General features: G+C 64.9%; 10 protein-coding genes. 7 read left to right on the top strand and 3 right to left on the bottom strand.

Annotated elements, in window-relative coordinates:
- The first annotated feature begins 141 nt into the window (after positions 1-141).
- From NX784_RS18580 to ahpF, 6 genes are all read left to right on the top strand, one after another.
- Entirely contained in the window at positions 142-3615 is a 3474-nt protein-coding gene (locus tag NX784_RS18580; RefSeq protein ID WP_258818186.1) for a response regulator, read from the top strand.
- An 8-nt stretch (positions 3616-3623) separates the two neighbouring features.
- Positions 3624-4454: a CheR family methyltransferase gene (locus tag NX784_RS18585; RefSeq protein ID WP_258818228.1), complete on the top strand. Its 831-nt coding sequence runs from the start codon at positions 3624-3626 to the stop codon at positions 4452-4454.
- Positions 4451-5080, top strand: coding sequence for a chemotaxis protein CheB (locus NX784_RS18590; protein ID WP_258818187.1), 630 nt, complete (start codon positions 4451-4453; stop codon positions 5078-5080). The genes NX784_RS18585 and NX784_RS18590 overlap by 4 nt, the downstream gene beginning before the upstream one ends.
- Positions 5077-6294 (top strand): hybrid sensor histidine kinase/response regulator, encoded by a 1218-nt coding sequence (locus tag NX784_RS18595; protein WP_258818188.1) that lies wholly within the window; start codon positions 5077-5079, stop codon positions 6292-6294. The genes NX784_RS18590 and NX784_RS18595 overlap by 4 nt, the downstream gene beginning before the upstream one ends.
- Before the next feature lie 152 nt (positions 6295-6446).
- On the top strand, positions 6447-7010 hold the full coding sequence (gene ahpC / locus NX784_RS18600; RefSeq protein ID WP_258818189.1) for an alkyl hydroperoxide reductase subunit C: 564 nt from the start codon (positions 6447-6449) through the stop codon (positions 7008-7010).
- A gap of 277 nt (positions 7011-7287) precedes the next feature.
- A complete protein-coding gene (ahpF, locus tag NX784_RS18605) occupies positions 7288-8865 on the top strand; it encodes an alkyl hydroperoxide reductase subunit F (RefSeq protein ID WP_258818190.1) in 1578 nt (525 codons plus the stop codon).
- Between the two features lie 53 nt (positions 8866-8918).
- Here ahpF and NX784_RS18610 read toward each other — a convergent pair whose 3' ends face one another.
- The 3 genes from NX784_RS18610 to NX784_RS18620 form a co-directional block, all read right to left on the bottom strand.
- On the bottom strand, positions 8919-9557 hold the full coding sequence (locus tag NX784_RS18610) for a glycoside hydrolase family 30 beta sandwich domain-containing protein (protein ID WP_258818191.1): 639 nt from the start codon (positions 9555-9557) through the stop codon (positions 8919-8921).
- A gap of 677 nt (positions 9558-10234) precedes the next feature.
- Positions 10235-10681, bottom strand: coding sequence for a response regulator (locus tag NX784_RS18615; RefSeq protein ID WP_258818192.1), 447 nt, complete (start codon positions 10679-10681; stop codon positions 10235-10237).
- A gap of 211 nt (positions 10682-10892) precedes the next feature.
- The gene (locus NX784_RS18620; RefSeq protein WP_258818193.1) at positions 10893-11054 is read right to left on the bottom strand and encodes a hypothetical protein; all 162 of its coding nucleotides are present in this window, start codon (positions 11052-11054) and stop codon (positions 10893-10895) included.
- A 169-nt stretch (positions 11055-11223) separates the two neighbouring features.
- Here NX784_RS18620 and NX784_RS18625 point away from each other — a divergent pair, with 169 nt between their 5' ends.
- On the top strand, positions 11224-12936 hold the full coding sequence (locus tag NX784_RS18625) for a RecQ family ATP-dependent DNA helicase (protein WP_258818194.1): 1713 nt from the start codon (positions 11224-11226) through the stop codon (positions 12934-12936).
- The last annotated feature ends 17 nt before the right edge of the window (positions 12937-12953 follow it).

Raw genomic sequence — 12953 nt, forward strand, 5'->3', positions numbered from 1 at the left:
TTCCGGTGATGTTCGGCGTAATTACACTGTAACGCCGTCCAATCTCGGCGACTTGGTAAAAATGCACGTTCAAACGAACGCGCCGGTTTGTTTGCTTGCGTTACACTTGGGATATTTTTTTCATAAGAGTAACGACACAGCATGCCTGGTTCGACCATCGATAGTGACCAGTTCCGCCGCATCCTGTCGCGCAACGTCGCCATGCCCTTGGGCATGGGCGTGCTCAGCGCGCTCGTGTTCGTCGGTATCATCGCCTACCTCATCAACGTCCTCAGCTGGGTCGAGCATTCCGAACACGTGATCGGCCGCGCGAACGAGGTGAACCGGCTGTCGTCCGACATGGAAGCGGGCATGCGCGGCTACCTGCTGTCCGGCGACGACGAGTTCCTCGCCCCGTATTTGTCGGCCAAGCCGCGCATGGATGCCGAGCTCGCGAACCTGTCCCGCCTCGTCGGCGACAATGCCGCGCAAGTCGAACGCATCGCGCGCGTGCGCGCGGCGCAGGGCCAATGGCAGGCGTTCGCCGAGGAAATGATCGCGCGGCGCGGCAAGAGCAGCGATTTCGTCGACATCGTCCAGAGCATCAAGAGCGGCCGCGGCAAGCTGCTGACGGACCAGGTCCGGCGCGAGTTCCTCGACTTCATCCTGGAAGAACAACGCATCCTGCAGACGCGTAACGCGACGTCGCGCTCCGTGATCGCGTGGTCCGTCGCCGCGTTCCTCGCGTTCAGCCTCATCGTGGCCGGGTTGCTCGCCCTGTTCGGCCGACGCGAGTTGATGGCGCTGTCGAAGTCGTACGACACCATCCTGCAGGACGAGGCCGATCACAACGACCAGCTGCGCCAGCAGGCCTGGCTGCGCTCGGGCCAGGCGGAGCTGATCGCGAAGACGACCGGCATCGTGAGCCTGGAACCGCTGGCCGAGGTCGTGCTCAGCTACGTGGCGCGCTACGTCGAGGGCGTCGTCGGCGCCATGTATTTCCGTAACGACGACGGCACGCTGACCCGCATCGGTACCTATGGTTTCGCGCACGACGAGACCGAGCGCGGCCGCATCGTGCGGCCGGGCGAGTCGCTGGCCGCGCAGGCCGCCAGCGAGAACCGCATCGTCACGTTGAACGATTTGCCGCCCGACTACATCAAGGTCGGTTCGGCACTGGGCGAGGCCGCGCCGCACACACTCATCATTGCGCCAGTGTCGAATTTCGGCAAGATCAAGGGCATCATCGAGATCGGCTTCCTGCACGGCGTACGCGAGCGCGACGTCCAGTTCATGGAAACGATCGCCGCGTCCGTCGGCGCCGCGGTCGCCAACGTCGTGCACCGCCAGCGGCTGCAGGTGGCGCTGGAAGAGCAGCAGGCGCTGAACGAGGAGTTGCAGGTGCAGCAGGAAGAGCTGCGCACGGCGAACGAGGAACTGGAAGAGCAGTCGCGCGCGCTGGAGGAGTCGCAGTCGGCACTGGAAAACCAGCAGGCCGAGCTGGAGCAGACGAACGAACAGCTGGCCGAGCAGGCCGCGAACCTCGACACCAAGAACAGCGCGCTCGTGCAAGCCCAGGAGCAATTGCGCGAGCGTGCGCTGGAACTGGAGCGGGCGAGCCGGTACAAGTCCGAATTCCTCGCGAACATGTCGCACGAATTGCGCACGCCGCTGAACAGCTCATTGATCCTCGCGAAACTGCTGGCGGACAATGTCGCCGGCAATTTGAACGACGAACAGGTGCGGTTCGCCCAGACGATTTATTCGGCGGGCAACGACCTGCTCAACCTGATCAACGACATCCTCGACATTTCCAAGGTCGAGGCCGGCAAGCTGGAACTCGTGCCGGAAGACGTGCCGCTGCGCCGCGCCATCGAAGGCCTCGGCCGCGTGTTCGAACCGCTGGCGCGCCAGAAGAAGCTGGATTTCCGCGTGCACGTCGAGCCGGATGTCCCCGCCAGCATCCACACGGACCGCCAGCGGCTGGAACAGATCCTCAAGAATCTGCTGTCGAACGCCGTCAAGTTCACGGATGCGGGCAAGGTCATGCTGAACGTGAGCGCCAACGCGGACGGCTGGATCCAGTTCGCCGTGCAGGATTCCGGCATCGGCATCACGCCCGAGCAGCAGGACAAGATCTTCGACGCCTTCCACCAGGCCGACGGTTCCACCGCGCGCAAATACGGCGGCACGGGCCTGGGTCTGTCGATCTCGCGCGACCTGACCGCCTTGCTGGGCGGCACGCTCACATTGACGAGCACGCCGGGCGAGGGCAGCTGTTTCGTCCTCAGCCTGCCGCGCAACGGCACCGTCGCCGCGACGCCGCCCGCGCTGCCGGCCGCCCAGGCGCCGGCGCCCGTGCCGGCACCTGCACCTGCGCCGACCGTCGAGCCGCCGCAGGGCGTGACCTTGGCCGCGTTCACGGACGACCGCGCCGAGCCGGCCGCCGGCGTGCGCACGGTGCTCGTCATCGAGGACGAGCCGGAATTCGCGCGCATCCTGTACGGCCTCGCGCACGACATGGAATTCCGCTGCCTCGTCGCGTTGACGGCGCAGGAAGGCCTGGAACTGGCGACCGGCGAGACGCCGGACGCGATCCTGCTCGACATCCGCCTGCCGGACCGGTCGGGCCTGTCGGTGCTGCAACAGCTGAAGGACAACCCGGCCACGCGCCACATCCCCGTCCACGTCGTGTCCAGCCAGGACAACGGCGGCGAGGCGCTGCACCTGGGCGCCATCGGCTATGCGCTGAAGCCCACGTCGCGCGAGCAGCTGGAGGACGTGTTCCGCAAGCTGAAGGACAAGTCGTCGCAGACCATCAAGCGCGTGCTGCTCGTGGAGGACGACGAGCGCCAGCGCGACAGCGTCGTGCAATTGATTTCCGATACCGACGTCGAGATCGCGGCCGTCGGGTCCGGCACGGAAGCGCTGGACTTGTTGCGCACGCAGATTTTCGATTGCATGATCATCGACTTGAAGCTGCCCGATATGCAGGGCAATGAATTACTCAAGCGTATGTCTCTCGAAGAACTGTGCTCGTTCCCGCCCGTCATCGTCTACACGGGTCGCAACCTCACGCGCGACGAGGAAGCGGAGCTGTTGAAGTATTCGCGCTCGATCATCATCAAGGGCGCGCGGTCGCCGGAGCGCCTTCTGGACGAGGTGACGCTGTTCCTGCACAAGGTCGAGTCGGAACTGTCGTCGGAGCGCCAGTCGATGCTGAAGACGGTGCGCGGCCGCGACCGCGTGTTCGAAGGCCGCACGATCCTTCTCGTGGACGACGACGTGCGCAACGTGTTCGCGCTGACGAGTGCGCTGGAACAACGGGGCGCGAAGGTCGAAGTGGGCCGTAATGGCTTCGAGGCCATCGCCAAGCTCGATGAGAACGATGCCATCGACCTCGTGCTGATGGACGTGATGATGCCCGGCATGGATGGCCTCGAAGCCACCCGCCGCATCCGCCAGGACAAGCGTTTCGCGCGCCTCCCGATCATCGCGATCACGGCGAAGGCGATGAAGGACGACCAGGAACAATGCCTGGCGGCGGGTGCCAACGATTACCTGGCCAAGCCGATCGACCTGACCCGGCTGTACTCGCTGCTGCGCGTGTGGATGCCGACGCTGGAGCGCATTTGAAGAAGCCCATGCACAATCCGCCGGGCGACGTCGACATCGAGTTGCGGATGCTGATCGAAGCTGTCTTCCTCAAGTACAACTACGATTTCCGCGACTACACGGGGGCTTCGCAAAAGCGCCGCGTACTGGCCGCCATGCGCGCGATGGACTGCGATACGGTATCGGCCTTGCAGGCGCGCGTCATGCACGACCCGGCCGCGTTCACGCAGCTGCTGCAGTTTTTGACCATCCCCGTTACGGAAATGTTCCGCGACCCGGATTATTATTTGGCTGTACGCCGGCTCATCGTGCCGTTCCTGAAGACGTATCCGTCGCTGAACGTGTGGGTGGCCGGCTGCAGCACGGGCGAGGAAGTGTATTCGCTCGCCATCCTGCTGCATGAGGAGGGCCTGCTGGAGCGCACGCAGATGTACGCGACCGACATCAATCCGGATGCACTGGAGGCCGCGCGACGCGGCGTGATGCCGCTCGACAAGATGCGCCGGTACACGGAGAACTACCAGAAATCGGGCGGCACGCGCGCATTCTCCGACTATTACACGGCGGCCTATGGCGGCGCGCTGTTCGACCGCGCGCTCGTGGAGCACGTCACGTTCGCCGACCACAGCCTGGCCACGGACGCCGTGTTCGCGGAGACGCATTTCATCAGCTGCCGCAACGTGATGATCTACTTTAACCGGCGCCTGCAGAACCGGGTGCTGGGGCTGTTCCACGAATCGCTGTGCCACCGCGGCTTCCTCGGCCTCGGCAGCAAGGAAAGCATCGACTTTTCCACGTATGCCCAGCGGTTCGAATCGCTCGCGAAGCGGGAGCGGGTGTTCCGCAAGGTGGCGTCATGACGTCCGCGCCTGCCCATGTCGCGGACGATGCGTTGCGCGCCGTCCTGCGCGGCCGGCGCTTCGAGGCCGTCGTGATCGGCGGCTCGGCCGGCGGCGTGGACGCGCTCGTCGCGCTGCTGCCGGCGCTGCCGGCAAAGTTCCGCCTGGCCGTGGTCTGCATCCTGCACCTGCCGGGCGACCGCGAGAGCCGCCTGGCCGAATTGTTCGACGAGCGCTTGCCGCTGCCTGTGAAAGAGGCGGTGGACAAGGAAGAAGTCGTGCCCGGTACCGTGTATTTCGCCGGGGCCGGCTACCACCTGTCCGTCGAGCGCGACCGCACGTTCTCGCTCAGCTGCGAGCCGCCCGTGCACTTCGCACGGCCCGCGATCGACGTGCTGATGGAGTCGAGCGCGGACGCGTACGGGCCCGCGCTGGCCGGTATCCTGCTGACGGGCGCCAACCACGACGGCGCCGACGGCATGGCCCGCATCCGCGCCCGCGGCGGTTTCACGATCGTGCAGGATCCGGCCGATGCGCAGGTGCCCACGATGCCCGTGAGCGCCATCCATCGCAGCAAGCCGAACCTGATCCTGCCATTGGCGCGCATCCACGCCCTGTTGCCCATGTTGGAGACGAATGAACCATGAGCGCACACGACCCTAGCAAACTGCTGATCGTCGACGACCTGCCGGAAAACCTGCGCGCCCTCGACGCCCTCATCCGCGACGAGCAGCGCCTCGTGTTCCAGGCCCAGTCCGGCGAGGAAGCGTTGTCGCTGATGCTCGAGCACGAGTTCGCGCTCGCCATCCTGGACGTGCAGATGCCGGGCATGGACGGCTTCGAACTGGCCGAACTGATGCGCTCGACGTCGCGCACCCGGAACATTCCGATCGTGTTCGTATCCGCCGCGGGCCGCGAGCTGAACTATGCGTTCAAGGGCTACGAGACGGGCGCCGTCGATTTCCTGTACAAGCCGCTCGACCCGGACGCCGTGCGCAGCAAGGTGCACGTGTTCGTCACGCTGGACCAGCAGCGGCGCGAAATGCGGCGCCAGATGGAGGCGCTGGAAGCGGCGCGGCGCGAGCAGGAAGTGCTGCTGCGCGAACTGAACGCGACGCAGGCCGAGCTGCAACGCTCGCTGCACATGCGCGATGAATTCATGTCCCTCGTCGCGCACGAGCTGCGCACGCCGCTGAACACGCTGTTCCTCGAAACGCAGATGCGCAGCCTGCAGCTGAAGCGGGGCAATCTGCCCGCGTTCAATCCGGAACAGATGAGCAGCATGATCAAGCGCGACGAGCGCCAGATCAAGGCGATGATCCGCCTGATCGACGACATGCTCGACGTGTCGCGCATGAAGAGCGGGACATTGTCGATCCGCCCGGCGAAGGTCGAGCTGATGGCCTTGCTCGAGCGCGTCGTCAACGACCTGTCGCTGCAGGCCGCGGCGGCCGGCACGAACGTCGTGCTGGCGCCGCACGCGCCCGTCGAAGGCTTCTGGGACGAATTCCGCATCGAACAGGTCGTCGTCAACCTGCTGACGAATGCGCTGCGCTACGGCGGAGGCGGGGCCGTCGAGGTCAGCGTCCGGACGGAAGGCTGCAACGCGCGCATCGCCGTGCGCGACCACGGCAAGGGCATCGCGCCCGATTTCCTCGAACGCATCTTCGAACCGTATGAGCGGGGCGCCAAGAGCGGCGAGCCGAAAGGGCTGGGCCTGGGCTTGTACATCTCGCGTCAGCTCGCGCTGTCGCACGGCGGCCAGCTGACGGTCGAGAGCACGCCGGGCGAGGGCGCCACCTTCAGCCTTATCCTGCCATGCACGGAGACGGCCGTGCAGGCGGCTGCCACGCCCGCTTGAGCCGCTTCACGATCGTTGCGATAGGCTCGGCCTATGCGGTAGTGATAGCTAAAATCAATTGATAAAATCCATTCAATCAATTTCACATCAAACCCCGTGCAGGGTATAGTACGCACCTGAGCATTTTTTTAACCCCGAAAGAGGAGTACTGCATGTCCATCATCAACACCGAAATCAAGCCGTTCAAAGCAACCGCTTACCACGCAGGCAAGTTCATCGACCTGACCGAAGCCGATTTCAAAGGCACCTGGTCGGTCCTGATGTTCTACCCGGCAGACTTCACCTTCGTCTGCCCGACCGAACTGGAAGACCTGGCTGCTTTCCAGTCGGAATTCGACAAGATGGGCGTGAAAGTCTATGGCGTGTCGACCGACACCCACTTCGCCCACAAGGCATGGCACGACACGTCGGACGCGATCAAGAAGGTCAACTACCCGCTGATCGGCGACCCGACCGGCCTGCTGTCGCGTAACTTCGAAGTCATGATCGAAGAAGAAGGCCTGGCCCTGCGCGGCACGTTCGTGATCAATCCGGAAGGCCAGATCAAGGTCATGGAAGTGCACGACAACGGCATCGGCCGCGACGCGTCGGAACTGCTGCGCAAGGTGAAGGCAGCCCAGTACGTCGCATCGCACCCGGGCGAAGTCTGCCCGGCCAAGTGGACCGAAGGCGCCGCAACGCTGAAGCCGTCGCTGGACCTGGTCGGCAAGATCTAAGTAACACATGGTGGGCGGAGGCCGCCCACCCTACGACACCCGTAGGGTGGGCACTCCGTGCCCATCAGGCAGTAACGCAACAGTTGTACTAGGCACCGGCCGCGAGGGGCGGCCGGTGCCGACCCCTCCCCACGAGCCCAACCGGAACGGGCCCGCCCAAGCAAGACAGGCGATCTCACTAGTCGATCTGCCGGTCCAGATTCACTATTTAGATTGGATGGATGCGTCCGCGATGGACCGCATCGGCCTGAACACGACTGAACGAAAGGATACGATCATGCTCGAACAAGAACTGAAAACCCAACTCGCCGGCTACCTGCAACGCGTCCAGCAACCGTTCGAGATCGTCGCTTCGCTGGACGACAGCGACACGTCGAAGCAGACGCTCGACCTGCTGCAGACGATCCAGGGCCTGCGCGCCGACAAGATCACGTTGCGCACGGACGGCAACGACGCACGCAAGCCGTCGTTCAGCCTGAAGCGCGCCGGCACCGACATGAACCTGCGCTTCGCCGGCCTGCCGCTGGGCCACGAGTTCACGTCGCTCGTGCTCGCGCTGCTGTGGACGGGCGGCCACCCGCCGAAAGTCGAGGCCGAGACGATCGATGCGATCAAGGCGCTGGACGCCGACTACAACTTCGAGATGTACATGTCGCTGACATGCCATAACTGCCCGGACGTCGTGCAGGCGCTGTCCCTGATGGCGATCCTGAACCCGCGCGTCAAGACGACCGTGATCGAGGGCGGCGCGTTCCAGGCCGAAGTCGAGGCGCGCAAGGTGATGGCCGTGCCGATGGTGTTCCTGAACGGCGAGCTGTTCGGCTCCGGCCGCATGATGATCGAAGAGATCGTCGCCAAGCTGGACAAGGGCGCCGGCGACCGCGACGCGGCGAAACTGAACGCGAAGGACCCGTACGACGTGCTGATCGTCGGTGGCGGCCCGTCGGGCGCAGCCGCAGCCGTGTATGCGGCCCGCAAGGGCATCCGCACGGGCATCGCGACGGAGCGCTTCGGCGGCCAGGTCAACGACACGATGTCGATCGAGAACTACATCTCCGTGCTGGAAACGGACGGCCCGAAATTCGCCGCCGCGCTGGAAGCCCAGGTGCGCCACTATGGCGTCGAGGTCCTGACGCAGAACACGGCCGCGAAGATCATCCCGCCGTCCGCACCCGGTGAACTGGTCGAAGTGCAGTTCACGAATGGCGGTTCGCTGAAGTCGAGCACCGTGATCCTGTCGACGGGCGCGCGCTGGAGGAACGTCAACGTGCCGGGCGAACAGGAATACAAGAACGCCGGCGTGAACTACTGCCCGCACTGCGACGGCCCGCTGTACAAGGGCAAGCGCGTCGCCGTCATCGGCGGCGGCAACTCGGGCGTGGAAGCGGCAATCGACCTCGCGGGCATCGTCGAGCACGTGACCCTGGTGGAATTCGCGCCGCAGCTGAAGGCGGACGCCGTGCTCGTCAACAAGGTGGAAAGCCTGTCGAACGTGACGATCCACGTGAACGCGCAGACGACGGAGATCACCGGCGACGGCAGCAAGGTCAACGGCATCAAGTTCAAGGATCGCTTGAGCGGCGAGGAACACCACGTGCCGCTGGCCGGCGTGTTCGTCCAGATCGGCCTCGTGCCGAACACGGAGTTCCTGAAAGGCACGGTGGAATTGTCGCGCTTCGGCGAGATCGTTGTGGATGCGCACGGCCGCACGAACGTCCCGGGCGTGTTCGCCGCGGGCGATGCGACGACCACGCCGTTCAAGCAGATCGTCATCGCGGCGGGCGATGGGGCGAAAGCGGCGCTGTCCGCATTCGACTACCTGATCCGGATGCCGGTGTCCGTCGAAGCCGCGTAAGCGTCGACAGGCAGCGCTGAGCCCGGCCGGGAAACCGCCCGGGCTTTTTCTATTTACTGACTGACGAAGGTGTTGACGCTGCCGGGATCGATCCACGCCGTCGCGACGCCGCCCGTCACCGTGTACTGGCCCGCGTAGCCCGTGTTGTCGGTCGCCGTCGTGCGGTATTTCGTGAAGCCCGGCGCGGCGCTGCCGACCTGCAGCTGGAGCTGGCGCTGCGACGTGCCGTTGTTGATCGCCACCACGACCAGTTTGCCGGCCGTGTTCTTGTACGCGGTGACGAACACGTCGGCGTACGGTTTTTCCGTCGCCGCGACGCGCACGGCACCGGGGCGGACGTATTTCGCGAACTGCGCCATGATGTAGCCGCGCTTGCTGACGTTGCCGTCTTCCGTCAGCAGGCCGTACGGGCGGCGGATGTACCACCACACGTAGGCGCTGTAGTTCGCGACCATGCTGTTGTGCAATTCCAGCGCTACCGGCATCGCCTTCGTCCAGTCGTTCGCGTCGGACGTGCTGTCCGTGTAGTGCTCCGTCATCCACACTTCCTTGCCCTTCGAGCGCGCGAGCGGATAGTCGCTGGGCGTCGTACCGTACAAATGGCCGGCCACGACGTCGAACCCGGGCACCGCCGTCGCGCTGTTGAGGATGGGATCCGTGAGCGTCTTATTGAACGTGGCGGACTCTGCCACGATTACCTTGTAGCTGCCGAAGCGCGCTCCCTGGCCGGACAGGAAATTGATGAACTCCGTCGAGCTCCACAGGCAGCTTTCATACGTGCCCGGGTCGAAGTCCGGTTCGTTCTGGATCGAGATGCCGTACAGCGCCGCGCCGCCGCCCAGCCGGCGCCGCTGAAACCGCCGAAGCCGCGCACGGTCTGGTACGTCGCGGCAGGGTTGATGGCGACCGTCTGCGCGGACGCGCCAGTGGCAAAGGCGGACAACACGAGGATCGCCGACGCGATGCGGCGGGTGGTGCGCGAAAAAGCATGGGGCATGAACGTCTCCGTGGTTCGGGTGGGTGGCCCGGGCGCGGCGGCCCGGGAGTTCGCTGCTTGTGCTGCTTTTGCTGCGGACCCGCGCCGGGCATGCCGGCGGGGCAGGACGAGCGACGCCCGCGCCGGCAGGCGGCACAGGGTCACCGCGAAAACGGCAGACGGTCGTGTTGCGCGTTCAGCGCTGGACGAGGCAGGGGAGGGGAAGCGGTCGACGGGGCCGAATCAGGTTGTGCAGCATGGCTCCTCCGATTGTCGTTATTTAACGTTATCTTGCAAAGTTATGTTTGCGATAACATTTTAGTGCGACTATCTTATGCCTCGCTACATTCGGGATCAAACCAAAGATTATTCGCGGGAATTCACTTCGTGAATTTATGCCGGCCGAGTGTGGGACCCGTGCCGTGCATGGCGCCGCCGCTGGCCGTCGCGCCGCTCGTAGCGGACGGCGGCCGGGACCGGTCGCGCGCCCGTGCCGTCCAGCCCGAATTCGAGCACGTGCCGCAGCGAGCGCACGGTGACGGGTTTCGTGACGGTGGCGCTGAACGCGTCGTACATGGGAGGGAAGGGTTCGCCCTCATCCACCAGCAGGATCGTGGGCGTCTCGGGGCCGAGGCGGGACATTTCGCCCGGCAACGCGCGCCGCTCGCCGCCTGCGTGCGCGCTGGCCGTGAGGACCACGTCGAAGTGCAGCGCCTGCATGGCGTTCAGCGCGGCCTGGGCCGTCGTCGTCTCGGCGACGACATAGCCGAGCGATTTGAGCAGGGTGGCACTGTGGCGGCGTGCGGCCGCGTCATCGTCGTATAACAGGGCGTATTTCATGGATGAGTCCTCCTGACTCAGGTATGGTGCTCCTCTCGTGTTGTTCAACTGCTAATTTGTAACAATTGTGACAACGGCTGCGCGGGCGCGCCGGCAGGACGGTCGGCGCCGCCGGTGCGCGAGCGTCACGCAAAGAGAGCGCCGGCCAGGCGCAAGCTGCGCACGCGCGACCGGCGCGACTGCAGGACGTCAGGACAAGAGCGCAGCGGCATCAATGGAAGAACAGCGGCGCGAAGCCGCCAAGCGCGTCCGTTTCACACAGCAGCCACGTCGTCATGCTCGTGAGGGCGACGTAGGCTGCGGTCCAGGCCGTGGGGAAGAAGCGGATCATGATGAACCTCCGGATGCCGAATGCGGGAAATGTTGATCTCATCTTAGATCGTGTGCATTCTGGAAACTATCGGCTGGCAATCCGTCGCTCTGTAGGACAGTGCCTCGTGCCTTTGTATGAGCCGTTGTGTCACCTCGTCGTAGGCCTCCTACGGTTGCTGTAGGTTGCGTCCTATGGTGTGCGGCCGTGCTCAGGCTTACAGTCGTCCATCATGACCACACACGACCCCAAGCTTCTGCACAAAGGTGCCCTCGCGGTACGCCGCAACACCGTCCGTCGCCTGCTGCAGAACGTATTCGGCATCGAGCACCTGCGCGACGGCCAGCAACGTGTGATCGACAGTGTCCTCGACGGCAAGGACACGCTGGCGATCATGCCCACCGGCAGCGGTAAATCGCTGTGCTACCAGATCCCCGCCCGCATCAAGGACGGCATGACGGTCGTCGTCTCGCCGCTGATCTCGCTGATGAAGGACCAGCTGGAGAAGCTGGAGGAACTCGGCATCCGCGCCGAGCAGGTCAACAGCAGCCTGTCGGCCGAGGAGGAGAGGACTGCGCTGGCCGCAATCGCGGAAGGGCACTGCGAGATCGTGTTCTGCACGCCCGAGCGCCTCGCGATGCCCGAATTCGTCGACGTGCTGGCGGCCGGGAAGATTGCGCTGGTCGTCGTCGACGAAGCCCACTGCATCTCGCAGTGGGGCCACGATTTCCGCCCCGCCTACCTCGAGATGGCCGGCGCGATCGACGCGCTGGCCCGCCCGCCCGTGCTGGCGCTGACGGCGACGGCGACGGAAGACGTGATCGACGACATCGGCCGGCAGCTCGCTCGTCCCCGGATGAACGTCATCAACACGGGCATCTACCGCGCGAACCTGCAGTACGCTGTCGTGCAGGTGACGAACCCGGACGAAAAACTGCAGGAAGCGCTGCGCCTCGTGCGCGAAACAAAGGGGACGGGCATCGTCTACGCAGCCACCGTGAAGGCGGCCGAGGAGATGTACGAACTGCTGCTGGACGCGGGCGAATCCGTCACGCTGTATCACGGCAAGTTGCCGGCAGCCGAGCGGCGCGCGAATCAGGACCTGTTCATGAACGACGAGCGGCGCGTGATGGTGGCGACGAACGCTTTCGGCATGGGCATCGACAAGCCGGACACGCGCTTCGTCGTCCACCTGCAGATCCCCGCGAACCTGGAAGCCTATTACCAGGAATCGGGCCGCGCGGGCCGCGACGGCGACGACGCCAGCTGCACCTTGCTGTTCCTGCAGGACGACAAGCGCGTGCAGCAGTTCTTCCTCGTGAAGCACTACCCGACGGCGGACGAGATCCGCGCCGTGTACGACGCCGTGCGCGACCTGGCGGAGAACGAGACGGCGACGCCGGAGCGCGTGGAGGACGTCCTGGGCGACCTCGCGGGGCCGCACCTGAAAGTCTGCCTGAAACTGCTGAAGGATGCGAAGCTGCTGCGCCAGAACCGCAAGCTCGCGTACCTGCCCGGCAGCGCGGCGCCCAGCGATACACTGTTCGCGGCGATGGCCGAGGTTTATCGCCAGAAGCAGGAGCGCGACAAGGAAGCGCTGGAACAGATGGTATCGTATGCCGTGAGCGGCTTTTGCCGCTGGAAGCTCCTGCTCGATTATTTCGGCGACGAAGTCGACGGTTTCGAGAAGTGCTGCCGCTGCGACAACTGCCTGAATCCGCCGGCCGCCGTGCTGACGGAAGAAATCGAAATCCGCGACGACGAATTCGACCGCGAACCCGACGCGGATGCGCCGCCCGCGCCCGCGTTCGACGTGGGCGCGCGCGTGACGGTGCCCAAGTATGGCGAGGGCGTCGTGCTCTCGGTTGCCGGGGACCAGGTCAACATCGAATTCCCGGACGGCGAGCAGCGCGCGTTCGTCGCCGATTACGTGACACCTGCCTGAGGAGGGACGCCAGCCGC

Source organism: Massilia pinisoli (assembly GCF_024753285.1).
GTDB lineage: Bacteria > Pseudomonadota > Gammaproteobacteria > Burkholderiales > Burkholderiaceae_D > Telluria > Telluria pinisoli.

What these genes read in the sequence shown, in the direction of transcription:
- NX784_RS18580 (WP_258818186.1), top strand. Translation starts at nt 142, where the DNA reads ATGCCTGGTTCGACCATCGATAGTGACCAGTTCCGCCGCATCCTGTCG.
- NX784_RS18585 (WP_258818228.1), top strand. Translation starts at nt 3,624, where the DNA reads ATGCACAATCCGCCGGGCGACGTCGACATCGAGTTGCGGATGCTGATC.
- NX784_RS18590 (WP_258818187.1), top strand. Translation starts at nt 4,451, where the DNA reads ATGACGTCCGCGCCTGCCCATGTCGCGGACGATGCGTTGCGCGCCGTC.
- NX784_RS18595 (WP_258818188.1), top strand. Translation starts at nt 5,077, where the DNA reads ATGAGCGCACACGACCCTAGCAAACTGCTGATCGTCGACGACCTGCCG.
- ahpC (WP_258818189.1), top strand. Translation starts at nt 6,447, where the DNA reads ATGTCCATCATCAACACCGAAATCAAGCCGTTCAAAGCAACCGCTTAC.
- ahpF (WP_258818190.1), top strand. Translation starts at nt 7,288, where the DNA reads ATGCTCGAACAAGAACTGAAAACCCAACTCGCCGGCTACCTGCAACGC.
- NX784_RS18615 (WP_258818192.1), bottom strand. Translation starts at nt 10,681, where the DNA reads ATGAAATACGCCCTGTTATACGACGATGACGCGGCCGCACGCCGCCAC.
- NX784_RS18620 (WP_258818193.1), bottom strand. Translation starts at nt 11,054, where the DNA reads ATGAGATCAACATTTCCCGCATTCGGCATCCGGAGGTTCATCATGATC.
- NX784_RS18625 (WP_258818194.1), top strand. Translation starts at nt 11,224, where the DNA reads ATGACCACACACGACCCCAAGCTTCTGCACAAAGGTGCCCTCGCGGTA.